Genomic DNA, 25,265 nt, shown 5'->3' on the forward strand with positions numbered 1-25,265 from the left:
TGCATCTTCGCACCGGCGGCGCGTGTGCGCTGCCCCGATCAGCGGGGCAAAACGCCGCCTTTCGTGCGCCCGTCACGCGGCCCGTCGCGGGGCGTGGCGGGCGTGGCCGCCCCGTAGAATCGGCCGATGATCCAAGCCAAACAAGACCTGCTCGCCGCGCTCGGCGCCGCGATGGCCGAGGTCGAACCGGGCGCCACGCTGGCCGCCGCCTTCGAAACCCCGAAGCAGGCCGCGCACGGTGACTTCGCCTGCACCGCGGCGATGCCACTCGCCAAGTCGCTGAAGAAGAACCCGCGCGAGGTGGCCGCCGCGCTCGTCGAGGCCCTGAACCGCCAGCCGGCCGTGCAGCGCTGGGTCGACGCGCTCGAGATCGCCGGCCCCGGTTTCATCAACCTGCGCCTGAAGCCTGCCGCGCGGCAGGCGGTGGTGAGCGAAGTGCTGGCCGGTGGCGCACAGTTCGGGCTGCAGCCCGCGCGCGACGCCAAGGTGCTGGTCGAGTTCGTCTCGGCCAACCCGACCGGCCCGCTGCACGTGGGCCACGCGCGCCAGGCCGCGCTGGGTGACGCGATCTGCAACCTGTTCGAGACCCAGGGCTGGCGCGTCACGCGCGAGTTCTATTACAACGACGCCGGCGTGCAGATCGCGACGCTGGCGAATTCGGTGCAGGCGCGGTTGCGCGGCCTCAAGCCGGGCGATGCGCAGTGGCCCGAGTCGGCCTACAACGGCGAGTACATCGCCGACATCGCCGCCGATTTCCTGGCCGGCAAGACCGTGAAGGCCGACGACCGCGCCTTCACCGCGTCGGGCGATGCGAACGACCTCGACGGCATCCGCCAGTTCGCCGTGGCCTACCTGCGTCACGAACAAGACCTCGACCTGCAGGCCTTCGGCGTGCGCTTCGACCACTACTTTCTCGAGTCGAGCCTGTACTCGAGCGGGCGGGTCGACGACACGGTGCAACGCCTGATCGCCTCGAACAAGACCTTCGAGGAAGGCGGCGCGCTCTGGCTGCGCACCACCGACTACGGTGACGACAAGGACCGCGTCATGCGCAAGCAAGACGCCACCTACACCTACTTCGTGCCCGACGTGGCCTACCACGTGCAGAAGTTCGAGCGTGGTTTCGGCAAGGCCATCAACATCCAGGGCGGTGACCACCACGGCACCGTGGCGCGGGTGCGTGCCGGCGTGCAGGCGGCGGGCGCGGGCGTGCCGGCCGGCTACCCCGAGTACGTGCTGCACAAGATGGTCACCGTGATGAAGGGCGGCGAAGAGGTCAAGATCTCCAAGCGCGCCGGCAGCTACGTGACGCTGCGCGACCTGATCGACTGGACCAGCCGCGACGCGGTGCGCTTCTTCCTGCTCAGCCGCAAGGCCGACACCGAGTTCACCTTCGACGTCGACCTGGCGCTCAAGCAGAACGACGAGAACCCGGTGTTCTACGTGCAGTACGGGCACGCCCGCATCTGCTCGGTGATCCGCCAGTTCACCGACAAGGGCGGCGATCTCGCGGCACTGGGCAACGCGAAGCTGGCCCGGCTCACCGCGCCCAGCGAAGCGGCGTTGATGCTGAAGCTCGCCGCCTACCCGGCCATGCTGGCCTCGGCCGCCGCCGACCTGGCGCCGCACGACGTGGCGTTCTACCTGCGCGACGTGGCCAGCGCTTTTCACAGCTATTACGCGGCCGAACGCTTTCTCGTCGAAGATGCCGAGCTCGCGCAGGCCCGGCTGGCGCTGCTGGTCGCGACCCGGCAGGTCATTCAGAACGCGCTCGGCGTGCTCGGAGTGAGCGCGCCGGAGCGCATGTCCCGCGAAGGTGTGGCCGTCGAGATGGAAAACACATGACACTCCAGAGCAGTTCGAAACGCGCTTTCGCCAAAGCCTCGCAGCGCGGCGGTTTTGCCGTGGGCCTGATCGTCGGCCTGCTGATCGGCCTGGCGCTCGCGCTGGGCGTGGCGCTCTACGTGACCAAGGTGCCGGTGCCCTTCGTCAACAAGGTGCCGCAGCGCACGGCTGGGCAAGACGCGGCCGAGACCGAGAAGAACAAGAACTGGGACCCGAACAGCCCGCTCTACGGCAAGAACCCGGCCAAGCCTGCGAGCGCCGCGGCAGCGGCTTCGGCGCCGCCGGTCGTGGCCGGGCCGGCCTCGGCGGCCGCCTCCGCCGCCAAACCCTTGTCGCCGGCCGCCGCGCGCGACCCGGCAGCGATCCTGAGCGGCGCCGCTCCCGCGGCCCCTGCCCCGAAGGCGTCCACCCCCGCCGGCCCCGACCCTTTCGTCTACTTCGTGCAGGCCGGCGCCTATGGCAAGACCGAAGACGCCGAGCAACAGCGCGCTCGCCTGGCGATGATGGGCCTGGAATCGAAAGTGACCGAGCGCGAGCAGTCGGGCCGCACGGTGTACCGGGTGCGGCTCGGCCCGTTCGAGAAGAAAGACGACGCCGACAATGCCAAGGCCAGACTCGGCGATTCGGGCGTCGAGTCGGCGCTGGTGCGGGTGCAGCGCTGACCCGCTGCGCCAATGGCCTGAACTTTGCTCGGCGTCTGTGACTCTTTGTGTGCTGCGAACTTCGAGACCGGCTGGACCCCATGAACATGAAACGTCGTGAATTTTCTGCTGCGGTGATCGGTGCCGGTGTGGGTGCCGTTTCGGTGGCGGCCCACGCCCAGGGCGGGCCGGTCGAGGGCACGCATTACGTGCGGCTGAGCCAGCCGGTGCCGACCGCCGTGCCGGGCAAGATCGAAGTGATCGAGTTCTTCTGGTACGGCTGCCCGCACTGCAATGCCTTCGAGCCGGCGCTCGAACCGTGGGTCAAGCAGTTGCCGGCCGACGTGGCCTTCCGGCGCGTGCCGGTCGCGTTCAGCCAGGAGCCGTTCTTCGCGCACCAGCGCATCTACTACGCCCTCGAAAGCCTGGGGCAACTGCCGGCGTTGCACCGCCGGGTGTTCTACGCGATCCACAGCGACCGCCAGCGACTCGACAAGGCCGCCGACATTGCCGCCTTCATGGCGAAGAACGGCGTCGACGGCGCCAAGTTCAGCGAAGCCTTCGAGTCGTTCTCGGTCCAGACCAAGGCGCGCCAGGCGGCGCAGCTGTCGGCGGCCTACAAGATCGACGGCGTGCCGGCGATCGGCGTGCAGGGGCGTTACTACACCTCGGGGCCGCTGGCAGGCAACAACGAGAAGTCGCTGGCCGTCGCCGACTTCCTGATCGAGCGGGTGCGCAAGGGCGCGTAACCACTGCGGTGGCGCCCGGGCGGCCCATCGCTGTTCTACTTCGCGGGCTGCCAGAACCACATGAGCGCAGAACGCTGGCGGTTGACGGTCGAACTGCCCACCGCGACCACCTGCCCGCAGGCGTCGACCGCCAGGTGCCGGGCGCCTTCGTCGTTCGGCGTTCCCCACTGCTGCGAGGCCAGCAACCGCCCGCTCGGCGAGATCTTCATCAGGAACAGATCTGTCTCGCCGGCGGCAGGCCGGCCGGGCGCCACCGTACCCAGGGTCTCGCCGAACAGGTAGATGTTGCCGTCGGCGCCGACTTTCATGTCGGTCAGCCACTCCGAGTCGGGCGAGCCGAACTGCCAGGCCTGCAGCACGCTGCCGTCGGCAGCGGCCAGGCGGGCGACGAACGCGTCCTGCGCACCTTGGGCGTTGCCGCCCTGGAACGCGCCATACACGGTACCGGCGATCAGCAGCGTGCCGTCGGCCAGCACGGCGAGCGAGGCGATGTTGTCGAGCTGCGTGCCGCCGGGTCGAACATTCCACAGCACCCGCCCATCGGCGTCGAGCTTGCGCACGAACATGCCACGTTCCGGCCCCATCGCCACCGAGCCCGCCACGTAGGTGGCGTTGCCTTGCGCCGTGGATTCCACGGCCAGCGCGTCGATGATGTCGTCGACGCTGCTGGCGAACTGGTGTTGCCAGCGCAGTTGCAGCCGGTCGTTGGCGGTGCCCGCGTCCAGCCGTCTCAAGCGCAACGCAAACGGGTCGGGCCAGGCGGCAACGTAGTTGGTCGGCACGAAGATGTCGTCCTGGCCGGCGATGAGAATGTCACCGTCCTGCGCGATGGCCACGCGGCGCGGGTGCTGCGGGCTGGGGTTGCCGGCCTGGAAAAAGCGCCATGCGCTGCCCTGCGGACCGGCGTCGGCCCAGGCGACAAAGGTGTCGAACTGGCCGGCGTTGGCCGCCCCCGCGAAGGCGCCGGTGGTGCGGCCGGCCACCACCACCGTTCCCTGGGCGGTGACGGTGATGGCCTCGGCCACGTCGGTGCCGGGCGAGTCGAATTCGGAGCCGCTCTCCCACAGCAGCGTGCCGTCGGCCGCCAGCTGGCGCAACACGGCGCGGCTGTTGCCGCCCGGCTCGATGGTCGTGGCGCCGAGGCTGCCGCCGGCATAACCGGCGAGCCAGACCCGGTTCCGCGCGTCGACATGCACGTCGTTCCAGTCGTTCGAGGCCTCGCCCCGAAACCAGGTGATTTCGGCGGGCAGGTTCAGGCAATTCGACGGCGCGGGCGGTGGCGGGCTGCTGCCGGCGCCACCGCCGCCGCAACCGGCCGACAGCGCGAGCAGCGCCGCCCAGGCCCACCTGACGGGACTGCGGCCCGCGACGACGAACGAGTCAGGGATCACGTGGTGCTCCGGGGATACGAGGGGGTCCTTCGAGTGCCACGCACATGGCGTCGCTATCAGGACAGGCAGCGCGGCCGCGGAGGGGAGCCAGCTCGTTGATCCGCGAGCAAACCAACTCTGTGGGCTAGAATTTCTGCAAGTTTCATGCCTCTATGACCCCCACACTTCACGCTCTCTATCTTGGCGCAATCCCGGCCTGTCGCGGCGCCTTGGCGCTGGCGCTTGTGGGGGCTTTGGCGTGCCTTCCGGCCCAGGCTGAAAAGGCCGACCGCTTCAAGCCGCTGAACGTCGAGGCCGACCAGCCCGGCAAGATCGACCTGCAGAACCAGTTCGTCGTCTTCAACGGCAACGTGGTGGTGAGCAAGGGCACGATGCTGATCCGGGCCGATCGCATCGAAGTGCGCGAAACGCCGGGGGGGTACCACGCCGCGGTGGCGACGGGCTCGCCGGGCAAACCCGCCACGTTCCGCCAGAAGCGCGACGGCGTGGACGAATACATCGCCGGTGAAGCCGAAAAGCTCGAATACGACGGCAAGACCGACACGATCCGCTTCGTGACCAATGCTTCGGTGCGGCGCCTGCGCGGCGCGGCCGTGGCCGACGAGATCGCCGGCAACCTCGTCACCTACGACAGCACGACCGAAGTCTTCAGCGTCTCGGGCGGCGCCGCACCCACGGCCACCAACCCCGGCGGCCGCGTGCGCGCCGTGCTCACGCCGCGCGAAGGCTCGCAGGCGGCGGCCGAAGCCGCTTCGGCCGCGTCCGCCCCCACGCCGACGCTCAAGCTCAGCCCGGCGCTCGGAGAAAAACGTTGACCGTGGCGGAGGTGGGCGCATCGGCGCATCGGCTCGAAGCCCGCGGCCTGCAGAAGTCGTACGGCGCGCGCATGGTCGTGAAAGACGTGCACCTGGCCGTCGACAGCGGCGAGGTGGTCGGCCTGCTCGGGCCCAACGGCGCCGGCAAGACGACGAGCTTCTACATGATCGTGGGCCTGGTGCGTGCCGATGCCGGCGAGATCAGCATCGAAGGCGAGCGTGTCGACAGGCTGCCGATCCACAAGCGCTCGCGCATGGGCTTGTCTTACCTGCCGCAGGAAGCATCGATCTTCCGCAAGCTGACGGTCGAAGAGAACGTGCGCGCCGTGCTCGAGCTGCAGGTTGGCCCCGATGGCAAGGCGCTCAAGCCGGCGGTGATCGAAGAGCTGCTGAACGGCCTGCTGCGTGACCTGTCGATCGACAAGCTGCGCGCCTCGCCGGCACCGGCGCTGTCGGGTGGCGAGCGGCGCCGTGTCGAGATCGCACGCGCACTGGCCACGCAGCCCCGGTTCATCCTGCTCGACGAGCCGTTCGCCGGCGTCGACCCGATCGCGGTGCTGGAGATCCAGCGCATCATCAGTTTCCTGAAGAGCCGTGGCATCGGCGTGTTGATCACCGACCACAACGTGCGCGAAACGCTCGGCATCTGCGACCGCGCCTACATCATCAGCGAAGGTCGCGTGCTGGCCGAAGGCACGCCGACCGAGATCGTCGACAACGCCGACGTTCGCAAGGTCTACCTCGGCGAACACTTCCGCATGTGATGGGTTTTTCCGCATGAAGCCCACCCTGCAGTTCAGGCTCTCGCAGCATCTTGCACTCACCCCTCAGCTGCAGCAGTCGATCCGGTTGCTGCAACTCTCCACGCTCGAACTCCACCAGGAAGTCGAGCAGATGCTGGAGCAGAACCCCTTCCTCGAAGTCGAAGAAGACGCCGGTTCGGCCTTCGAGCCGCTGACCGAGCGCCTCACAAGCGCCGAACGCGCCGGCGAGCGCGAAACCGAGCGTGCGGCCGAGACCGGCTCCGAAGGCGGCGGCGACGAAGCCGCGCCGATTGACGCGGCCGACTTCGGCGGCACCGAGCGCGAAGACTGGGAAAACGGCACCGAGCGCGAAGACTTCGACGGCATCCGCGAAACCCCCGGCAAGGGCAGCACCAACAACGACAGTGACGAGTTCGACGGCCAGGACCGCGACGCCCCGCTGCCGAGCCTGCAAGACCACTTGCGCGATCAGCTCTCGAGCATGCGCCTGTCGCCGATGGACGCGGCCGCGGTGATGGTGCTGATCGAATCGCTGAACGACGACGGCTATCTCGACGACCCGCTCGAAGACATCGCCGCGCAGCTTCTCGGTGACGGCGCGTCCGAGCAAGACCGCGAAGACCTGCTCGAGCGCCTGCAGTGCGGCCTGCGCTTTCTGCAGAGCATGGAGCCGACCGGCGTGGGCGCGAGCAACCTCGGCGAATGCCTGACCCTGCAACTGCGCGCACAACCGCGCTGCGAAGCGCAGATGATCGCGATCATCGTCTGCAAGCATCATCTCGAGCTGCTGGCGCGCCGCGACCTGAAGAAGCTGATGGCCGCGACCGGTGCCGACGACGATCTGCTGCGCGAAGCGCAGGCGATGATCGTGGCGCTCGAGCCCAAGCCGGGCCGGCAGTTCGCGCGCGCCGAAGCCAACATCGTGATCCCCGACGTGATCGTGCAGAAGGCCGGGCGTGGCTGGAAGGTGGTGCTCAACCCCGACGTGATGCCCAAGCTGCGCATCAACGACCTCTACGCCAACGCGATCCGCCAGCAGCGTGGGGCAGGCTCGCGCAGCAACGGCGGCGAAGGTGCGGGCGCGGGCCTGAACACCCGGCTGCAGGAAGCACGCTGGTTCATGAAGAACATCCTGCAGCGCTTCGACACGATCCAGCGCGTGTCTCAAGCCATCGTCGAACGCCAGAAGAGCTTCTTCACGCACGGTGCGATCGCGATGAAGCCGCTGGTGCTGCGCGAGATCGCCGACGAGCTCGGCCTGCACGAGTCGACCATCTCGCGCGTGACCACCGCCAAGTACATGGCCACGCCCTACGGCACCTTCGAGCTGAAGTACTTCTTCGGTTCGTCGCTCAACACCGAAGCCGGCGGCAACGCGTCGAGCACGGCCGTGCGCGCGCTGATCAAGCAGATCGTCGCAGCCGAGAACCCGGCCAAGCCGCTCTCGGACAGCCAGATCTCGCAGATGCTCGACGAGCAGGGCATCCAGGTCGCGCGGCGCACCGTGGCCAAATACCGCGACGCGCTGAAGATCGCGCCCACGCAGTTGCGAAAGGCGATGTAGCTCCATGCCGCTGCCCCTGTTCCTGCCCTGCGCCGCCGGCGTCGAAGCGCTGCTCGCCGACGAAGTGCAGCGCGTGCTGCCGAAGGCCGACGTGCACGCCGCCCGCGGCGGCGTGGCGCTGGCGGGCGACCCGCTCGAAGTGATGACGCTCAACCTCGAGAGCCGGCTCGCGCAGCGGGTACTCGTCGAAGTGGCGCACGGCTCCTACCGCGACGAGAACGACGTGTACGAACTCGCACGCACCGTCGACTGGTCGGAGTGGATCACGCCGCAGCACACGCTGCGTGTCGACACCACGGCGCACCGCAGCCCGCTCAAGAGCCTCAACTTCGCAGCGCTGCGTGTGAAGGACGCTGTTTGCGACCAGCTGCGCGAAGCCACCGGCGAGCGCCCGAGCGTGGACACGCAGCAGCCCGACCTGCAGCTCGTGTTGCACCTCGGTGAACTCGAGGCCACGCTGTATGTCGACAGCTCGGGAGAGTCGCTCTTCAAGCGCGGCTGGCGCGAAGACAAGGGCGACGCGCCGCTGAAAGAAACGCTGGCCGCCGCGATGCTCGCCGCGGCCGGGTGGCGTGGCACGCCGACCGAAGGCGGCGCGCTGCACGACCCGTGCTGCGGCTCGGGCACGATCGCGATCGAAGCGGCGCAGATCGCCTGCGGCGTGGCGCCGGGGCTCAAGCGCCGCTTCGCGTTCGAGCGCCTGATGCCTTTCGCGACCGAAGCGATGCGCTCGCAACTGCAACGCCTGCGCAGCCTGGCCCAAGCGCGCATCCACGCGAGCGCGGTGCCGATCTTCGCGAGTGACGTGTCGTTCCGCATGGTCGACTTCGCGCGTCGCAACGCGCAGCGCGCTGGCGTGGACGCAGCCATCACTTTCAACGGCGGCGATGCGCTCGAACGGCCTGCTCCCGAGTTGCCGCCCGGCATGCCCGGCACACTGATGATCAACCCGCCGTACGGCGAGCGCATCGAAGTCGGTGGCAAGGCCGCGCGCGCGTCGGCCGAAGACAGGGACACGCCGAGCGACTTCTTCCCGCGTCTGGCCTCGCACTGGAAACACGCCTACACGCAACACGCCGCTGGCTGGACGGCCTATGTGCTCAGCCCCGACATGAAGCTGCCGAGCGCGATGCGGCTGAAAGAATCGCGCCGCGTGCCCATGTGGAACGGGCCGATCGAGTGCCGGCTGTTCCGCTTCGACCTGGTGGCTGGCTCGGCACGCAAGCGCTGACGCGGCGCGGGCCGCGGTGCCCGCTCAGCGCCCTTGAGAGAGCTGCGACAGCTGCGCGAGCAGGTCGTCCATGCCGCCGAGGCCCCCGGCAGGCGCATGGCCCTGGGGCGTGAGCCGGTCCACCACCTGCGGCAACACCTGCGAGAGCCGCCCCGCCGCTTCTTCGTGCGACAGGCCGAGCTGCGCCGCGAGGTCGCTGATCATGTCGGAGCCGAGCACGTCGGTGAGCTGCCCGCCCGAGATCGGCGCGTTCTGCCCCGGGCCGATCCACGAGCCGATCACATCGCCGAGGCCGCCCTGCGTGAACTTGCCGATCAGGTCGCCGAGCCCACCGCCGGCGCCGCCCTGGCCTTGACCGTTCGCGAGCATCGCGATCACCGCGTTCAGCAACGCGCCTTGCGCGCCGCCACCGCCTTGCTGCCCGCCCAGGCCACCCGCCACCGCACCGATCACCGAATCAAGCAAGCCCATGACCCACCCCTTCAAGTTGAGAGACCATTCTGAGCACCACGGCGCAGCAAGGCGAGCCACGCGAGCGCCGCGCCGGCCAGCAGCACCGGTACGATCGAGCCGAGGTTCAGCAGCGTCCAGCCTTGCGTGGTGACGAGCGCGCCCGAGCTGAACGACGTGACGGTCATGGTCGTGAAGATCACCGTGTCCATCGCCGCTTGTGCCGTGGTCTTTTCTTCCGGCTTGTAGGCCTCGGTGAACAAGGTCGTGCCCCCGATGAACAAGAAGTTCCAGCCCACGCCGAGCGCGAACAGCGCCACCAGGAACTGCATCAGGTCGACCCCCGACAGCGCCACGGCAATGCACACCACGTTGAGCGCCACGCCCACGGCCATCACCGGCAGACAGCCGAAACGCTTGATCAGCGAGCCGGTGAAGAAGCTCGGCACGAACATGCCGAGCACGTGCCACTCCAGCACCAGCGCCGCGCTCTTGAACGGGTGCGCGCATTGCGACATGGCGATCGGCGTGGCCGCCATCAGCAGGTTCATCACGCCGTAACCCAAGGCACAGCCCATCACCGCGACGATGAACACCGGCTGTCGCGCGATCTCGCGCAGCGGCCGGCCGGGCCGCGTGGCGCTCGGCAGGGGCAGCGGCGGAAAGTTGATGAACGACAGCACCAGCAGCGCGAGCAAGGCCACGCCCACGAGCGCGGCGTACGCGCCGGCGAAGGCGACGGGAAAGTAGTCGCGTGTCGCGCTCGCCAGGTTCGGCCCGGCCACGGCGCCGATGATGCCGCCCGCGAGCACCCACGAGATCGCACGTTCCTTGAACGCCGGCGCGACGATCTCCGTCGCGGCAAAACGGTACAAGCCGGCGTTCGCGTTGTAGTAACCCGCCAGCATCGTCGCACCGACCAGCAACCAGAACTGATGCGCCACGGCCGCGTAGGCACACAGCCCGGTCGACACGATCGCCACACCCAGGCCGGCCTGGAACGCGCGCTTGCGGCCCCACGCGCGCTGGTGCCGCGCCACCAGCCCGGCACACAAGGCACCGCCCGCCACGTAACCGGTGACCGGCAGCGTCGCCATCCATGGGCTCGGCGCGAGGCTCAGGCCGACGAGCCCGTTGATCGCGATGAAGGTGACGTTGTTGATGAGAAACAGGCCCTGGCAGAGCGTGAGCAACAGCAGTTGCAGGTTCATCGGACTCCTTGGGCACTCAGGGCCAGGTGGGCGAGCAGCGCCAGCGGCGCGGTGTCGGCGCGCAGCACGCGCGGGCCGAGCGAAACAGCCTGGAAGCCGGCGGCGGCGGCCGCATTTTCTTCGCCTTCTGTCAAACCGCCTTCCGGGCCGCTCAGCGAGATCAGCGCCTTCGGCGGCGCCAGCCGGTGCAGCGGCTGCGCGTCGCGCAGGCTCAGCACCCAGCGCGCGCCATCGGCCGCGGCGCCCAGGCTCGCGAGCCAGTCGCCCAGCGACAGCACCGGCTCGATCTGTGGCACACGGGCACGCCCGCTCTGCTCACAGGCCGCGACGGCCACGCCTTGCCAGTGCGCCAGCTTTTTCTGCGCCCGCTCGCCCGCCAGGCGCAGCACCGAGCGCTCGCACATCAGGGGCTGGACTCGAGCCACACCAAGCTCGGTGGCTTTCTCGATCAGGCCGTCCATGCGTTCGTTGGCCGGAACACCGAGCGCCAGCGTGATGGGCAGCGCGAGTTCGCGCTCGACCCGGGTGGCCGCGCCGAGTTCGACCGCCACGTCGCTGCGGCCCATCTGCACGACACTGGCCAGCCACTCGACCCCGTCACCGTTGAAGAGCGTGATGGCCGCACCGGGTTGCAGGCGCAGCACCTGGACATGGCGCGCGGCGCCGGGCGGCAAGGAGAGTCTCGAGCCGGCCTGCAATGGCTGGTCGATGAAAAAACGCGGCGGCATGCAGCGAGTGTGCCTCAGCACGCATGCAGCTCAGCCGCGCACCATCCTCCTGATGCGCACGCGCCAGCGCCGCACCACCGCCCGCACGCTGAGCCACCACGCCGAGCTGTCGATCGCGGCCCTGACACGCGCCTTGGTCGTGCGCCACCAGCCCATGGCCCGCGCGAACCAAGCAATCTGCATCAGCTGCGGCTCGGTCAGGACGAAGAGGCGCCCGACCAGCGCCGTGCCGAGCACTTTGGCGGCCACGATGACCGACAGGCCGAGCAGGGCGCTGCCCTTGTGGATCAGCCACAGCGCCAGCAGCTTGACCGGAAAGAGCAGCACCGCAGGCACCAGGAAGAGCACCAGCGCCCAGCGGCTCGGCACCCGCACGATGCGCGCTTCCAGCCGCGCGAGCGGCGGCCACTTCGCCAGCCGCGCGGCCCAGGCCGTCAGCGGGCGCCAGCCCCACTCTTCGAGGAACAGCACCACGGCGGCCAGCGCGAGCATCAGGCCACGCAGCAGCCGCCACAGCCCCTTGAAGAACGTCATGCGCTGCGTCTCAACCAGTCGCCGACGATCGAGGCCGTGCAGGCGCTCGCCACGCTGTCGATGAAGCGCGAGAAGTCGACGTGCGCGCTGTCGTCGGCCCGGTCCGAGATGCAGCGCAGCACCGCGAACGGCACGCCCGATTCGGCGCACACCTGCGCCACGGCCGCGCCTTCCATCTCGACCGCCAGCGCGTCGGGCAACAACTCGCGCAGGGCCGTGCTCTGGGCCGCGCTCGAGACGAAGAGGTCGCCACTGACCACGAGCCCGCGGTGCAGGCGCGCCTGCTCCAGCTTGAAGGCCTGCACCGTGGCGGCACCGAGCAAGGCATCGGCGCCGTCGAGGCAACGTTGCGCGGCAGCGGCGAGCGCGTCGGTCAGCGACGTGTCGGCATCGAAGTGCGAACGCCCGCTCGATGGCACCTGGAAGCGCGGGAACAGCGGTGAAGCGTCGAAGTCGTGCTGCAGCAGTTGCTGCGCCACCACCACGTCACCCACGTTCACGCCGGTGCCCAGGCCACCGGCCACACCCGTCATCACCAATGCGCGGGCGCGGAAGCTGTGGAGCAGCAGCGTGGTGGTGGTGGCCGCGGCCACCTTGCCGATGCCCGAGAGGGCCAGCACGACCGGGTGCCCGTGCAGTTCGCCCACATGGAAGCTGCGGCCGGCCAGCTCGACACGACGAACCTGGCCCAGCAGGGGCAGCAAGGCCCGCAGTTCCTGGTGCATGGCGCTGACGATCGCCAGCGGCGCGGCTTCTCCGATGGGGGCTGCCGGCACGGCCCGTGGCGCGCCCCGGCCCTCAGCCGCCGAACAGCGCGCGCTGCGCCGCGGCCGCAGCGGCTTCGCCCTTGCGCTCGCGGATCTGCTCGATGGTGCGCTGGGCCACGGCCTGCAGTTCCTGTGCGGTGCCGGCCTTTTCGACCGCGAGCGTCAGCACGAAGCCGCGCAGGCCGAGCTCTTTCGAGATCATCTGCGTGAGCGTGGCGGTGAACTGCGCGTAGTCGAGCGGCACGTCGACGCTGGCCGGCGGGGCTTCTGCCACCGGCGCGCTGCCCGAGCGGGCTTGCTGCGTGGCACCGCGCCCGCTCGGCGCCAGCGGCGCGATCAGGCCCAGCCCGTGCAAGTCGACGAAGTCTTTGGCCGAGATGCCGGCCAGGTTGGCGAGCAGCATCTCTTCGGTCTTGACGCCGTCGATCACGAGCAACAGGTTGCGCTGCGGCCGCTCCTTGACGACGTTGCGTGCCTGAATCTCGATTCGCCCGGCTTCGGTCTTGGTCCAGATCACCGATATGTTCCTGTCAACGCCCTGCGCGCTTCCCTCGTGGGGTGGCGCTGCAAAAGCGTGAATGTATCAGTCTGGAACAGCCAGAAGGCGGTCAATCTTCACGCTCGTGTGGTCGTTGGCTCAAGCTTTGTCGCGCAGCTCACGGCGCAGGATCTTGCCGACCGGCGTCTTCGGCAGGTCGGCGCGGAACTCCACGACCTTGGGCCGCTTGTAGCCGGTGAGGTTGGCCTCGCAATAGGCCCGCACATCGGCTTCGGTCACGGCCGGGTTGCTCTTCACGATCACGAGCTTGACGGCTTCACCGGCCTTCGCGTCGGCGATGCCGACCGCCGCACACTCGAGGATGCCGGGCATCTGCGTGACCACGTCTTCGACTTCGTTCGGGTACACGTTGAAGCCGCTCACCAGGATCATGTCTTTCTTGCGGTCGACGATCTTGAAGTAGCCGCGCTCGTCGACCACGCCGATGTCGCCGCTGCGGAAGAAATGGTCGCCCGTCATCACCTTGGCGGTTTCATCGGGCCGCTGCCAGTAGCCGGCCATCACCTGCGGGCCGCGGATGCAGATCTCGCCCGGGGTGCCGAGCGGCACTTCGGCGCCGTCGTCGTCGAGCAGCTTGAGTTCGGTGTTGGGCATCGGCAGGCCGATGTTGCCGCTGTACGAGGTGCTGTCGACCGGGTTGCAGGTGGCCGACGGGCTGGTTTCAGAGAGGCCGTAGCCTTCGACGATCGGGCAGCCGGTCTTTTCGAGCCACAGCTTGGCGGTGGCGCTCTGCACCGCCATGCCGCCACCGACCGAAATCACGAGGCCGCTCCAGTCGACGCTGCTGAATTCCGGGTGGTGTGCCATGGCGTTGAAGAGCGTGTTCACGGCCGGGAAGCTGTGGAACTTCTCGCCCGCCAGTTCCTTGAACATGGCCGGCAGGTCGCGCGGGTTGGCGATCAGGATGTTGCAGCCGCCCATGCGCATGGCCAGCATCATGTTCGTGTTGAAGCCGAAGATGTGATAGATCGGCAACGCGCAGATGGTCACGATCTGCTGGCCCGCCGGGATCTTCTTCAGCGCCGGCTGGTACCAGGCTTCGGCCTGCAGGATGTTGGCCACCAGGTTGCGGTGCAGCAGCACCGCGCCCTTGCTCACGCCGGTGGTGCCGCCGGTGTACTGCAGCACCGCGATGTCGTCGGGCCCGACCTGCGCCGGCTTGAAGCTCTTGCCACGCCCTTGCGAAATGGCGGTGTTGAACGGCACGGCACCGGGCAGGTCGAAGGCCGGCACCATCTTCTTCACCTTGCGCACCACGTAGTTGACGATCATCGACTTCGGGAAGCCGAGCATGTCGCCGAGCGCCGTGACGATGATCTTCTTGGTGGGCACATTCGCGATCACCTGCTGCAGCGTGGTCGCGAAGTTCTCGACGATGACGATCGCCTTGGCACCCGAATCCTTCAACTGGTGTTCGAGTTCGCGCGGCGTGTAGAGCGGGTTCACGTTCACCACCACGTAGCCGGCGCGCAGGATCGCCGCCACCGCCACCGGGTACTGCGGCACGTTGGGCAGCATGATCGCAACGCGGTCGCCCTTCTCGAGACCGAGCGACTGCAGGTAGGCGGCCATCGCCCGCGACGCATCGTCGACCTGCGCGAAGGTGATCGCCTTGCCCATGAACTTGTAGGCCACCCGCGATCCGAACTTCTTGAAGCTCTCGTCGAGCAAGGCGACCAGCGAGGCGTATTGCTCCACGTTGATCTCGGCCGGCACGCCGGCGGGGTACTGCTTCAACCAGGTCTTTTCCATCAGGGGCTCCCTCAACCAGCGCGGATTTTGACGGAGCGCAGCCACGCCCGGCCTAGGGTTTTTCGATACGTGGGCCGGCACCGTGACGGGGCAGGCCCTCGTCCTTCGGCGCGCAGTTTCAATCACCCGTGGTCCATTCCACCTGCGCACCCAATGCGTTCAGGTTGTCGACGAAGCGTGGGTGGGCGCGGCGTATCGGCAGCGCGTTCAGGATCGTCGAACGGCCTTCGATGCTGGCCGCCAGCATGAACAGCGCGATCGCCACGCGGATGATGTAGGGGCTCTCCACACGGGCGGGAACCAGCGCCTTGCCACCGTGGACGATGAGCCGGTGCGGGTCGCAAAGCAATGCATCGGCGCCGAACTTGCCGAGCTCCGGGCTCCAGTCCAGCGCACCTTCGTAAACCTTGTTCCAGAACATCACGGAGCCCTCGGCGCGCACACCCAACGCGATGAAGATCGGCAGCAAGTCGGCCGGCACATAGGGCCAGGGCGCGGCCTCGACCTTCTGCAGCAGGTTCGCGGTGAGCGTCGGGCGGACCTTCAACGGCCCGCTCACGTGGGCTCGGCTGCAACCGTTGTGGTGTTCGAGTTCGACGCCGAACTTCGCAAAGCTGCGGTCGAGGAGCGGGAACTGCAGCGATGCGCCGTTCTGCACGGCCACGTCGCCACCGGTGATCGCGCTCAGCGCGAGAAAGGTGGCCACCTCGTGAAAGTCGTCGTCGAAGCTGTATTCGGCGCCGCCGAGCGCGTCCACACCGTCGACGAGCAGCTGAGAGCTGCCGGCACCGGCGATGCGCGCGCCCATCAACCCGAGGAACGCACACAGCTCCTGCACATGCGGCTCGCAGGCGGCGTTGGTGAGCCGCGAACGGCCCTGCGCCAGCACCGCGCAGAGCAGGAAGTTTTCGGTCGTGGTGACCGACGCGTAGTCGAGCCAGTGTTCGCTGGCGGCGAAGCGCCTGCGCGCACGAATGCTCAACACGCCCGGTTCGAGACCCACCTCGGCGCCGAAGGCGCGCAGCACGTCGATGTGCGGGTCGAGCTCGCGCACACCCAGCGTGCAGCCGGTGACGTCGTCTTCGAGCCGCACGCGCCCGAAGCGCCGCAGAAGGGCCGGCACCAGCATGATCGACGAGCGCATGCCGGTCGGCACCCGGGCGCTGCCGGCGCCCTGCCGGCCGCCGTGCTGCAGCTTCAGCGTGCCGCTGACGAAGTCCATTTCGACCGACGAACCGAGCTCGCGGAAGAAGCTGAGCAGCTTGCGCACGTCGGTGATGTCAGGCACACGATGCAGCAGCACGGGCTCGTCGGTCAGCAGGCTGGCGCACAGCACCGGCAACACCGCGTTCTTGTTGGCCGAAGGAACGACGTGGCCCCGCAAGGGGCGGCCGCCGTGCACGATCAGGTGGCTCATGGAAAGATCCGCGCTGTGGAGGTGCGCACAGTCTTGCCGGCACCGGTGAACCCGGTATGAAGTGTGTGAAGCCACTGTGAAATGCCCTTGCCGTGCGGCGCCCCCGACCCGACACTGCACTCACACAGCCAGGAGACGAGCCCATGACGCAGGTTCTGCGCACACCGGAAGAGCGCTTTTTCGGCCTGCCCGGCTATGCGTTCGCGGGCCGTTACCTCGACGGCCTCGAAGCCTGCCCGGGCGTTCGGATTCACTGCCTGGACGAAGGCCCGCAAAACGCGGCGCGTGTTTTCCTCTGCCTGCACGGCCAACCGACGTGGAGCTACCTCTACCGCCACATGATCCCGGTCTTCACCGCGGCCGGGCACCGCGCGGTCGCGCCCGATCTGGCTGGCTTCGGCAAGAGTGACAAGCCGGCAGACGACAGCCGCTACACCTACGACTTCCACCGTGCGATGCTGTGCGAGCTGGTGGAGCGGCTCGATTTGCGCGGCATCGTGCTCGTGGTGCAAGACTGGGGAGGCCTGCTGGGGCTGACACTGCCGATGCAGGCGCCCGAACGTTATGCCGGCCTGCTCGTCATGAACACCATGTTCGCGACCGGCGATGTGCCGCTCGGTCAAGGCTTTCTCGACTGGCGCGCCTACAACAACAAGAACCCCGACATGGCCGTTGGCAAGCTCATGGCGCGCTCGTGCCCCCATCTCACACCGGCCGAAGTGGCGGCCTACGACGCGCCGTTTCCCGACGCTTCCTACAAGGCCGGCGTGCGCCGGTTTCCCAACCTCGTGCCCGACCATCCCGGGGCCGAAGGCGCCGCGCTGTCACGCCAGGCGCGTGAATGGTTCCGCACCGAATGGCAAGGCAGGAGCTTCATGGCCGTCGGCATGCAAGACCCGGTGCTCGGGCCGGTGGTGATGCGCTCCGTGGCCGCGCAGATTCGCGGCTGTCCAGCGCCGATGGAAGTGGCCGAGGGTGGCCACTTCGTGCAGGAATGGGGCGCGCCGATCGCCAGCGCCGCGCTCAAGGCGTTGTCGTAGCCGCGCCCTGGCGCCAGCCGCCGCCGAGCGCCTGGATCAACGCGATGGCCGCAGCCTGCCGGCTCGCGGCCAACTGAGACAAGGTGCGGCGCGCGCTCAGCGCTGAAGCCTGGGCCGTCACGACCTCGGTGTAACTCACCTGCCCGGCCTTGTAGCGGTTGAGCAGTTGCTGTTCTGTCAGGTCGGCCGCCGCCGACGCGGCGCGGCGCAGCTCGGCCTGCTCGGCGAGTGCGCGGCTGGTCGAGAGCTGGTCTTCGACAGCCTGAAAGGCGCTGAGCACGGTCTGCCGGTAGCGCGCCACGGCCACGTCGCGCGCGGCTTCGGCGCCTTCGACACGCGCTGCCGTCGCCCCCGCGTCGAACAGGGTTTGCGCCACCGACAAGCCCAGCGACCACAGGCTCGTCGACGCACCGAACAGGTCGGCCACGCGGCTGCCGCTGTTGCCGATGGAGCCGCTCAGGCTCAGGCTCGGGAAGTAGGCCGAACGCTGGATGCCGATCTGCGCGTTGGCCGCGGCCACCGCACGTTCGGCGGCAGCGATGTCGGGGCGGCGCTGCAGCAGTTCCGACGGCACGAACAGCGGCACCGCTGGCACGGCCATGGTCCACACCGCGACCGGCAGCGTGAACTCGGCCGGCGCCTTGCCGACCAGCACCGCGATCGCGTGTTCGAGCTGGGCCCGCTGGTTGCTCAGCGTGGCGATGTCGGCACGGGTGTTCGCGAGTTGCGTCTGCGCCTGCAGCACGTCGGTGCGCGGCGCGATGCCGGCGTCGTAGCGGTTCTGCGTGATCGTGAGCGAGCGTTCGAGGCCTTCGACCGTGCTGCGAACGAGCGCCAGCTCGGTGTCGGCATCGCGCAGCGAGAAGTAATTGGTCGCGAGCTCGCCCTGCGCCGACAAGCGCGCGGCCGCGAGCTCGGCATCACTCGCCTGCGCGTTCGCCTGCGCGCTCTCGACACCGCGCCCGAGCTTGCCCCAGAGGTCGGGCGCCCAGCTCGCGCCGAGGCCGAGCTGCAGGCTGCTCGCCGTGGCGGTGGCACCGCCGCCACCACTGCGGCGCGCGCTGCCGTCGAGCGTGATCTGCGGGAACAGCGACGCTCGCTGCTCGCGCACCAGCGCCCGTGCCTGCGCATAGGCCGCAACCGCGGCGGCCACGTTCTGGTTCGACACCTCGACCTGCCCGGCCAGCGCGTTCAGCTCTGCGTCGCCGAACAGTTGCCACCACGGCCCACGGTCGAGCGTGTCGGCCGGCGCAGCCGGGAACCAGCCGGCATCGGCCTGGGGTGCTTCCTTGAAAGCTGCCGGTGACGGGGAGTCGGGTCGCCGGTAGTCGGGGCCGACGGCACAGGCCGACAGCACTGCAGCCACGGCGAGCAGCGCCGGCGTCGAACGAAAGCGCGAAAGGTGTGGTGTGTTCATGTCGATTCGGCCGGGGTCAGCGGGCCGTCGCCCACGCGGCTCAGGTGGCGCTCGTCGGCGCCGCGGCGGCGCAGCTTGTCGAGCAGCAGGTAGACGACCGGCGTCGTCAGCAGGGTCAGCAATTGGCTCGCGATCAGGCCGCCGATGATGGCCACGCCGAGCGGCTGGCGCAGCTCGGAACCTTCACCGAAGCCGATGGCCAGCGGCAGCGCACCGAGCGCCGCGGCGAGCGTGGTCATCAGGATCGGCCGAAAGCGCAGCAGGCAGGCTTCACGCACCGCGTCGAAGGCACTGAGGCCGCGCGAACGTTCGGCGTCGAGCGCGAAGTCGATGATCAGGATCGCGTTCTTCTTGACGATGCCGATCAGCAGGAACACGCCGATCAGCGCGATGATCGAGAACTCCATCTTGAACAGCAGCAACGCGAGCACCGCGCCCACGCCGGCCGAAGGCAGCGTCGACAGCACCGTGATCGGGTGGACCAGGCTTTCGTACAGGATGCCGAGCACGATGTAGATCACGACGATGGCCGCGATGATCAGCAGCGTCTGCTGGCCTTGCGACTGGCGCGCTGCCAGCGCGGTGCCGGCAAAGGCGCCGCGCACGTTGGTGGGCATCGCGATGTCGGCTTCGATCTGTGCGATCTCGCGGCTCGCGTCGTCGAGTGTCGCCCCCTCGGCAAGATTGAACGAGACCGTGGTGGCGAGTTCACCGTCCTGGTGGTTGATCGAGGTCGGCGTGGACTCTTCGCTGAACTTGGCCACGGCCGAGAGCGGCACCAGCGAGGTCACGCTGTTGGCGAGCGCGTTGCCGGTCGACGCGTCGCGCGAGCCGGGGTTCGCGGAAACGGCCGTCGTCGTCGATGTGCTGGCGGTCGTCGCGGCGGCACCCGGTGCCACGCTGCCCACCGGCGTCTTCGCCACCACGTACACGTCGCGCAAGGCGTTCGGTCCGGTCGTGTAGCGCGGGTGCCATTCCATCACCACGTGGTACTGGTTCAGCTCGTCGTAGATGGTGGCGACCTGGCGCTGGCCGAAGGCGTCGTACATCGCGGCGTTCACGGCGGTGGAGCTGATGCCGAGCTTGGCCGCGCTGTCACGGTCGACCTTCACCATGGTCTCGACGCCGTTCTCGGCCTGGTCGGTGTCGACATCGAGCATCGTGGTGGCGTTGTATTTCATCGCGTCGGCGAGTTTGGTCGCCCAGGTTTTCAGGTCGGCCAGGTTGTCGCTCTTCAGCGTGTACTGGTAGGTCGAGTTGCTGGAACGGCCGCCGGCGCGCACGTCTTGCACCGGCCCGAGAAAGACCGACAGGCCGGTCACTTTCGCGAGCTGCGGGCGCAGCCGGGCGATCACGGCCAGGCCCTTGTCGGTGCGCTGGCCGGCGGGCTTCAGGTTCACGAACATGAAGCCGCCGCCCGAGCGCCCGCCGCCAGTGAAGCCGACCACCGTGGCCACGGCCGGGTCGGCGCGAATGATGTCGACGACCTGGCGCAGCTTCGTGCCCATCTCTTTCGACGAGATGCTCTGGTCGGCACGCAGGCCGCCGTTCAGTTGCCCCGTGTCCTGCTGCGGGAAAAAGCCCTTCGGCGCGGCGGCGAACAGGTAGACGTTCAGGCCGATCACGGCGAGCAGGATCAGCATCACCAGGCCCTTGCTCGCCAGGGCCCAGTCGAGGCTGTGCTCGTAGCCGCGCAGCACCCAGCCGTAGACCCGCTCGGCGCTCCGCGCCACGCGCCCCGGCGGCTTGGCCTGCGCGCCACCCTCTGGCAGGAACCACGCGCACATCATCGGCGTGGTGGTCAGCGAGATCACGAGCGAGATCATCACCGCCGCCGAGAGCGTGATCGCGAACTCGCGGAACAGGCGGCCAGTCTGGCCTTCCATGAACAGCAGCGGAATGAACACCGCCACCAGCGAGACACTGATCGACAGCACCGTGAACCCGACCTCTTTCGCACCGAGCAGCGCCGCTTCCATGCGCCCCATGCCGGCCTCGACGTGGCGCGCGGTGTTCTCGAGCACCACGATCGCGTCGTCGACGACGAAGCCGGTCGCGACCGTGAGTGCCATCAGGCTCAGGTTGTTGAGCGAGAAGCCGAGCAGGTACATCACGCCGAAGGTGCCGAGCAGCGCCACGACCGTGGCCACCGCCGGGATCACCGTGGCGCGCGTGCTGCGCAGGAAAGCGCTGACGACCACGATCACGAGCGCGATCGAGATCAGCAGCGTGACCTCGATCTCGCGCAGCGAAGCGCGGATCGAGTTGGTGCTGTCCGACGCGACCTGCAGTTGCACGTCGGCGGGCAGCTGCGCCTGCAATTCGGGCAGCAGCGCGCGCACGCCGTCGACCGTCTCGATCACGTTCGCGCCCGGTTGCCGGGTGACGAGGATGACGATCGCCGGCTCGCCGTTGAAGAGGCCCAGCGTGCGCTCGTTCTCGACGCCGTCGACCACTTCGGCCACGTCTTGCAAACGCACCGCCGAACCGTTGCGCCAGGCCACCACCATCGCCGCGTAGTCCGCAGCGCGGCGCGCGGCGCCCTGGGTGTAGATCTGCAGCCGTCGCCCGTCGCCTGCGATCTCGCCCTTCGGCCGGTTCGCGTTGCTCGCCTGAATGGCCGCACGGACGTCTTCGGTGCTGATGCCGAACTTGTTCAAGGCGAACGGCAACAACTCGACCCGCACCGCCGGCAGCGAGCCGCCGCCGATCTCGACATCGCCCACACCTTCGACCTGCGCCAGGCGCTGGCTGACGATGTTGGACACGGCGTCGTAGATCTGCCCCGGCGTCTTCGTCTTCGAGGTGAGCGCCAGGATGATGATGGGCGCGGCCGACGGGTTGGCCTTGCGGTAGGTCGGGTTGCTGCGCAGCGTGGCCGGCAGGTCGACGCGCGACGCGTTGATCGCCGCCTGCACCTCGCGCGCCGCGCCGTCGATGTTGCGGTTCAGGTCGAACTGCAGCGTCACACGGGCCGAGCCCGAGCCGCTGTTCGAGGTCATCTCGTTCACGCCGGCGATCGTGCCGAGGTGGCGCTCCAGCGGCGTGGCCACACTCGTGGCCATCGTCTCCGGGCTCGCGCCCGGCAGGCTGGCGCTGACCGAGATCGTCGGGAAGTCGACCTGCGGCAGCGGCGACACCGGCAACACGAAGAACGCGCCGATGCCGGCGAGCGCCACGCCCACGGTGAGCAGCACCGTGGCGATCGGCCGGCGGACGAACGGGCTCGAGAGATTCACGCTGCCGTCTCCGGCGCCGCGCTGGCGGCACGCGGCTTGGAGCCACGCAGCCGCTGGCCGAGGTTGTCGAACGCGAGGTAGATCACCGGCGTGGTGAAGAGCGTGAGCAGCTGGCTCACCACCAGCCCGCCGAAGATCGCGAGGCCCAGCGGCCGGCGCAGCTCGGAGCCTTCACCCCAGCCCAGCATCAGCGGCAACGCAGCGAACAGCGCCGCCAGCGTCGTCATCAGGATCGGCCGGAAGCGCAGCATCGCCGCCTGGTGGATCGCCTCGCGCGCCGCCATGCCCTGGTGGCGTTCGGCGTCGATCGCGAAGTCGATCATCATGATCGCGTTCTTCTTCACGATGCCGATCAACAGGATGATGCCGATGATGCCGATCACGCCGAGGTCGTTGCCGGTCAGCATCAGCGCGAGCAACGCGCCCACGCCGGCCGAAGGCAGCGTCGACAGGATCGTCAGCGGGTGCACGTAGCTTTCGTACAGCACGCCGAGCACGATGTAGACGCAGATCACCGCCGCGAGAATGAGCCAGAGCTGGTTCGTCAGCGAGCGTTCGTAAGCGCCCGAGGCGCCGAGGAAGGTCATGCTCACGCTGCTCGGCAGGCCGATGTCTTTCGCGGCCTGGCGCACCGTGTCGACCGCCGCGCCCAGCGACACGCCCGGCGCGGTGTCGAAGTTCAGCGTGCTCGCCGGGTACTGTGCGACGTGCGTGATCTGCAGCGGCGCGCGCTGTTCGGTGATGGTCGCAAAAGCCGAGAGCGGCGTCGCCTCGCCGGAGCCGGTCTTCAGGTTCAGCTGGCCGAGCGACTGCGCGTTGGTCAGCAGGCCGGGCTTGGCTTCGAGGATCACGCGGTACTGGTTGGTCTCGGTGAAGATGGTCGAGACGATGCGCTGGCCGAAGGCGCTGTAGAGCGCGTCGTCGACTGCGCTCGCGGTGATCGACAGGCGCGAGGCCGTGTCGCGGTCGACCGCGATGTAGGCCGCCAGGCCCTCGGCGCCTGCGTCGCTGCTGACGTTGCGCACGGTGCCGGTTGCGCCCTGCAGTTGCGCGACGAGCTTGCCCATCCACTCGTTCACGGTGGCCGTGTCGGCGCCTTCGAGCGACACGCGGTACTGCGTGGGGCCGGTCTCGGCGTCGATGGTCAGGTCTTGCGTGGGCTGCAGGTAGAGCGTAACGCCGGGCACCGCTTTCACACGCTCGCGCAGGCGTTGCATCGTGTCCTGCTGGTTGCTGCGGTCTTGCTTCAGGTTGATCAGCATGCTGCCGGTGTGCAGCATCGTGTTGTTGGCCGCGTCGACGCCGATGAAAGAGCTGAGGTTCAGCACCTCGGGGTCTTGCAGGATCGCCTTGGCAGCGGCCTGCTGCAGCTGCGCCATGCGCTCGAACGACACGTCCTGCGCCGCTTCGATGCGGGCCTGCAGCTGGCCGGTGTCCTGCGTCGGGAACAGGCCTTTCGGGATCACGATGTAGAGCAACACGGTCAGCGCCATCGTGGCCAGCGCGACGATCAGCGTCAGCGCCTGATGCGCGAAGACCCAGTGCAGGCCGCGGTCGTAGCGCTGCATCACACCGCCGAAGAAGTCTTCGGCATGGCGGCCGAAGGCGTTGCGTTCGCGCTCCTTCGGCTCGGCCCTCAACCACCGCGCCGACATCATCGGAACGAGTGTTAGCGAGACCACGGCCGAGATCAGGATCGTGATCGCCAGCGTGACCGCGAACTCGCGGAACAGGCGGCCGACCACGTCGCCCATGAACAGCAGCGGGATCAACACCGCGATCAGCGACACGGTCAGCGAGATGATCGTGAAGCCGATCTGCGCCGCGCCCTTCATCGCCGCGGCCATCGGCGCTTCGCCTTCTTCGATGTAGCGCGAGATGTTCTCGATCATCACGATGGCGTCGTCGACGACGAAGCCGGTCGCGATGGTCAGCGCCATCAGGCTCAGGTTGTTCAGGCTGTAGCCGAGCAGGTACATCGCACCGCAGGTGCCGATCAGCGAGATCGGCACCGCGATGCTGGCGATCACGGTCGCGCGCACGCTGCCGAGAAACGCGAAGATCACGAGCACCACCATCACCACCGCGAGCACGAGTTCGATCTCGACGTGCTCGACCGACGCGCGGATGCCGGTGGTGCGGTCGGCCAGCACCTCGACGTTCAGGCTGCCGGGCAGCGCCTTCTGCAGCTCGGGCAGTTGCGCCTTGATCGCGTTGACGGTGGCGATCACGTTCGCGCCGGGCTGGCGTTGCACGTTGAGGATGATGGCGGGTTTGTCGTTCGCCCACGCGCCGAGCTTTGTGTTCTCGGCCGAGTCGACCACGCTCGCCACATCGATCATCCGCACCGGCGCGCCGTTCTTGTAGGCCACGATCAGGTTCTTGTAGTCGCCCGCCGTCAACAACTGGTCGTTGGCGTTGATCGTGTAGGCCCGCTTCGGGCCGTCGAAGCTGCCCTTCGCGCTGTTCGAGTTGGCGGCCGTGATGGCGCTGCGCAAGGTGTCGAGCCCGATGCCGTAAGACGACAGCGCCTGGGTGTCGGCCTGAATGCGCACCGCCGGCCGCTGCCCGCCCGACAGCGACACCAGGCCCACGCCCGTGACCTGGCTGATCTTCTGCGCCAGCCGGGTATTGACGAGGTTCTGCACCTCGGTGAGCGGCAGCGTGTCGGAGGTGATCGCGAGCGTGAGCACCGGCGCGTCGGCCGGGTTGACCTTGGCGTAGACCGGCGGCGCCGGCAGGTCGGCCGGCAGCAGCGAGCCGCCCGCATTGATGGCGGCCTGCACCTCCTGTTCGGCCACGTCGAGCGTCTGGCCGAGCGTGAACTGCAGTGTGACGATCGAGACACCAGCTGCGCTCGTCGAGCTCATGCGGTCGAGCCCCGACATCTGCCCGAACTGGCGCTCCAGCGGCGCGGTGACGGTGCGGCTCATTACTTCGGGGCTGGCGCCGGGGTAGAGCGTCTGCACCTGGATCGTCGGGTAGTCGACCTGCGGCAGGGCCGACAGCGGCAGGAACTTGAAGCCGACGAAGCCGGCGAGCACGATCGCCACCATCAGCAGCGACGTGGCGACGGGGCGGAGGATGAAGGGGCGGGAGGGGCTCACTTTGATGGCCCGCCATGCAATGCGTTCGTGATGTGTACGACGCT

General features: G+C 68.5%; 20 protein-coding genes. 8 read left to right on the top strand and 12 right to left on the bottom strand.

What is annotated here, in order from left to right; all coding sequences use genetic code 11:
* Positions 1 to 126: 126 nt before the first annotated feature.
* The 3 genes from argS (at position 127) to AC30PD_RS10220 (ending at position 3,235) form a co-directional block, all read left to right on the top strand.
* Positions 127 to 1,845: an arginine--tRNA ligase gene (gene argS / locus AC30PD_RS10210; RefSeq protein WP_489535551.1), complete on the top strand. Its 1,719-nt coding sequence runs from the start codon at positions 127 to 129 to the stop codon at positions 1,843 to 1,845.
* The gene (locus AC30PD_RS10215) at positions 1,842 to 2,507 is read left to right on the top strand and encodes an SPOR domain-containing protein (protein WP_489535552.1); all 666 of its coding nucleotides are present in this window, start codon (positions 1,842 to 1,844) and stop codon (positions 2,505 to 2,507) included. Before argS ends, AC30PD_RS10215 begins: the two co-directional genes overlap by 4 nt.
* An 86-nt stretch (positions 2,508 to 2,593) precedes the next feature.
* Positions 2,594 to 3,235 (top strand): thiol:disulfide interchange protein DsbA/DsbL, encoded by a 642-nt coding sequence (locus tag AC30PD_RS10220; RefSeq protein ID WP_489535553.1) that lies wholly within the window; start codon positions 2,594 to 2,596, stop codon positions 3,233 to 3,235.
* 35 nt (positions 3,236 to 3,270) lie between these two features.
* On the opposite strand, the gene AC30PD_RS10225 is transcribed toward AC30PD_RS10220, so the two are convergent.
* Entirely contained in the window at positions 3,271 to 4,626 is a 1,356-nt protein-coding gene (locus AC30PD_RS10225) for a hypothetical protein (RefSeq protein WP_489535554.1), read from the bottom strand.
* A gap of 152 nt (positions 4,627 to 4,778) precedes the next feature.
* On the opposite strand from AC30PD_RS10225, the gene lptA reads away from it, so the two are divergent.
* The 4 genes from lptA to AC30PD_RS10245 are packed head-to-tail and all read left to right on the top strand — an operon-like array spanning position 4,779 to position 9,000.
* The gene (gene lptA, locus AC30PD_RS10230; RefSeq protein WP_489535555.1) at positions 4,779 to 5,441 is read left to right on the top strand and encodes a lipopolysaccharide transport periplasmic protein LptA; all 663 of its coding nucleotides are present in this window, start codon (positions 4,779 to 4,781) and stop codon (positions 5,439 to 5,441) included.
* Positions 5,438 to 6,205, top strand: coding sequence for an LPS export ABC transporter ATP-binding protein (lptB, locus tag AC30PD_RS10235; protein WP_489535556.1), 768 nt, complete (start codon positions 5,438 to 5,440; stop codon positions 6,203 to 6,205). Before lptA ends, lptB begins: the two co-directional genes overlap by 4 nt.
* Before the next feature lie 13 nt (positions 6,206 to 6,218).
* Positions 6,219 to 7,769, top strand: coding sequence for an RNA polymerase factor sigma-54 (locus AC30PD_RS10240; RefSeq protein ID WP_489535557.1), 1,551 nt, complete (start codon positions 6,219 to 6,221; stop codon positions 7,767 to 7,769).
* 4 nt (positions 7,770 to 7,773) lie between these two features.
* Positions 7,774 to 9,000, top strand: coding sequence for a THUMP domain-containing class I SAM-dependent RNA methyltransferase (locus AC30PD_RS10245; RefSeq protein ID WP_489535558.1), 1,227 nt, complete (start codon positions 7,774 to 7,776; stop codon positions 8,998 to 9,000).
* 24 nt (positions 9,001 to 9,024) lie between these two features.
* Here the strand turns inward: AC30PD_RS10245 and AC30PD_RS10250 are convergent, their stop codons facing one another.
* The 8 genes from AC30PD_RS10250 to AC30PD_RS10285 all read right to left on the bottom strand — a co-directional run bounded on the left by AC30PD_RS10250 (position 9,025) and on the right by AC30PD_RS10285 (position 16,418).
* Positions 9,025 to 9,471 carry a YidB family protein gene (locus AC30PD_RS10250; protein ID WP_489535559.1) on the bottom strand — a complete coding sequence of 149 codons (447 nt, stop codon included), beginning with the start codon at positions 9,469 to 9,471 and terminating at the stop codon, positions 9,025 to 9,027.
* Between the two features lie 11 nt (positions 9,472 to 9,482).
* Complete coding sequence (locus tag AC30PD_RS10255) at positions 9,483 to 10,661, bottom strand: MFS transporter (RefSeq protein WP_489535560.1); 1,179 nt, start codon at positions 10,659 to 10,661, stop codon at positions 9,483 to 9,485.
* The gene (locus AC30PD_RS10260; RefSeq protein WP_489535561.1) at positions 10,658 to 11,389 is read right to left on the bottom strand and encodes a 16S rRNA (uracil(1498)-N(3))-methyltransferase; all 732 of its coding nucleotides are present in this window, start codon (positions 11,387 to 11,389) and stop codon (positions 10,658 to 10,660) included. Before AC30PD_RS10260 ends, AC30PD_RS10255 begins: the two co-directional genes overlap by 4 nt.
* A 30-nt stretch (positions 11,390 to 11,419) precedes the next feature.
* Positions 11,420 to 11,923, bottom strand: a complete 504-nt coding sequence (locus AC30PD_RS10265; protein ID WP_489535562.1) for a hypothetical protein — start codon at positions 11,921 to 11,923, stop codon at positions 11,420 to 11,422.
* Positions 11,920 to 12,699 (bottom strand): 5'-methylthioadenosine/adenosylhomocysteine nucleosidase, encoded by a 780-nt coding sequence (locus AC30PD_RS10270; protein ID WP_489535563.1) that lies wholly within the window; start codon positions 12,697 to 12,699, stop codon positions 11,920 to 11,922. Before AC30PD_RS10270 ends, AC30PD_RS10265 begins: the two co-directional genes overlap by 4 nt.
* 22 nt (positions 12,700 to 12,721) lie before the next feature.
* A complete protein-coding gene (locus AC30PD_RS10275) occupies positions 12,722 to 13,207 on the bottom strand; it encodes a hypothetical protein (protein ID WP_489535564.1) in 486 nt (161 codons plus the stop codon).
* Between the two features lie 120 nt (positions 13,208 to 13,327).
* Positions 13,328 to 15,001: a long-chain-fatty-acid--CoA ligase gene (locus tag AC30PD_RS10280; RefSeq protein ID WP_489535565.1), complete on the bottom strand. Its 1,674-nt coding sequence runs from the start codon at positions 14,999 to 15,001 to the stop codon at positions 13,328 to 13,330.
* A 118-nt stretch (positions 15,002 to 15,119) separates the two neighbouring features.
* Positions 15,120 to 16,418 (bottom strand): UDP-N-acetylglucosamine 1-carboxyvinyltransferase, encoded by a 1,299-nt coding sequence (locus AC30PD_RS10285; RefSeq protein WP_489535566.1) that lies wholly within the window; start codon positions 16,416 to 16,418, stop codon positions 15,120 to 15,122.
* A 143-nt stretch (positions 16,419 to 16,561) separates the two neighbouring features.
* Between AC30PD_RS10285 and AC30PD_RS10290 the strand changes: the two genes are divergently transcribed.
* Entirely contained in the window at positions 16,562 to 17,458 is an 897-nt protein-coding gene (locus AC30PD_RS10290) for a haloalkane dehalogenase (protein WP_489535567.1), read from the top strand.
* On the opposite strand, the gene AC30PD_RS10295 is transcribed toward AC30PD_RS10290, so the two are convergent.
* From AC30PD_RS10295 to AC30PD_RS10305, 3 genes are read right to left on the bottom strand one after another with little or no spacing between them, the layout of a single operon-like run.
* Positions 17,442 to 18,875 (bottom strand): efflux transporter outer membrane subunit, encoded by a 1,434-nt coding sequence (locus tag AC30PD_RS10295; RefSeq protein ID WP_489535568.1) that lies wholly within the window; start codon positions 18,873 to 18,875, stop codon positions 17,442 to 17,444. The genes AC30PD_RS10290 and AC30PD_RS10295 overlap by 17 nt on opposite strands.
* On the bottom strand, positions 18,872 to 22,114 hold the full coding sequence (locus tag AC30PD_RS10300) for an efflux RND transporter permease subunit (protein WP_489535569.1): 3,243 nt from the start codon (positions 22,112 to 22,114) through the stop codon (positions 18,872 to 18,874). The genes AC30PD_RS10295 and AC30PD_RS10300 overlap by 4 nt, the downstream gene beginning before the upstream one ends.
* A complete protein-coding gene (locus AC30PD_RS10305; protein ID WP_489535570.1) occupies positions 22,111 to 25,221 on the bottom strand; it encodes an efflux RND transporter permease subunit in 3,111 nt (1,036 codons plus the stop codon). Before AC30PD_RS10305 ends, AC30PD_RS10300 begins: the two co-directional genes overlap by 4 nt.
* Positions 25,222 to 25,265 lie beyond the last annotated feature (44 nt).

It is taken from the genome of Rhizobacter sp. (assembly GCF_032229685.1).
Lineage (GTDB): Bacteria > Pseudomonadota > Gammaproteobacteria > Burkholderiales > Burkholderiaceae_C > LMDS01.

Excerpts from the sequence above, each read along its gene's own strand:
- AC30PD_RS10220 (WP_489535553.1), top strand. The coding sequence starts at position 2,594 with ATGAAACGTCGTGAATTTTCTGCTGCGGTGATCGGTGCCGGTGTGGGT.
- lptA (WP_489535555.1), top strand. The coding sequence starts at position 4,779 with ATGACCCCCACACTTCACGCTCTCTATCTTGGCGCAATCCCGGCCTGT.
- AC30PD_RS10280 (WP_489535565.1), bottom strand. The coding sequence starts at position 15,001 with ATGGAAAAGACCTGGTTGAAGCAGTACCCCGCCGGCGTGCCGGCCGAG.
- AC30PD_RS10290 (WP_489535567.1), top strand. The coding sequence starts at position 16,562 with ATGACGCAGGTTCTGCGCACACCGGAAGAGCGCTTTTTCGGCCTGCCC.
- AC30PD_RS10245 (WP_489535558.1), top strand. The coding sequence starts at position 7,774 with ATGCCGCTGCCCCTGTTCCTGCCCTGCGCCGCCGGCGTCGAAGCGCTG.
- AC30PD_RS10215 (WP_489535552.1), top strand. The coding sequence starts at position 1,842 with ATGACACTCCAGAGCAGTTCGAAACGCGCTTTCGCCAAAGCCTCGCAG.
- AC30PD_RS10265 (WP_489535562.1), bottom strand. The coding sequence starts at position 11,923 with ATGACGTTCTTCAAGGGGCTGTGGCGGCTGCTGCGTGGCCTGATGCTC.
- AC30PD_RS10260 (WP_489535561.1), bottom strand. The coding sequence starts at position 11,389 with ATGCCGCCGCGTTTTTTCATCGACCAGCCATTGCAGGCCGGCTCGAGA.
- AC30PD_RS10250 (WP_489535559.1), bottom strand. The coding sequence starts at position 9,471 with ATGGGCTTGCTTGATTCGGTGATCGGTGCGGTGGCGGGTGGCCTGGGC.
- AC30PD_RS10295 (WP_489535568.1), bottom strand. The coding sequence starts at position 18,875 with ATGAACACACCACACCTTTCGCGCTTTCGTTCGACGCCGGCGCTGCTC.
- AC30PD_RS10255 (WP_489535560.1), bottom strand. The coding sequence starts at position 10,661 with ATGAACCTGCAACTGCTGTTGCTCACGCTCTGCCAGGGCCTGTTTCTC.
- AC30PD_RS10285 (WP_489535566.1), bottom strand. The coding sequence starts at position 16,418 with ATGAGCCACCTGATCGTGCACGGCGGCCGCCCCTTGCGGGGCCACGTC.
- AC30PD_RS10240 (WP_489535557.1), top strand. The coding sequence starts at position 6,219 with ATGAAGCCCACCCTGCAGTTCAGGCTCTCGCAGCATCTTGCACTCACC.
- argS (WP_489535551.1), top strand. The coding sequence starts at position 127 with ATGATCCAAGCCAAACAAGACCTGCTCGCCGCGCTCGGCGCCGCGATG.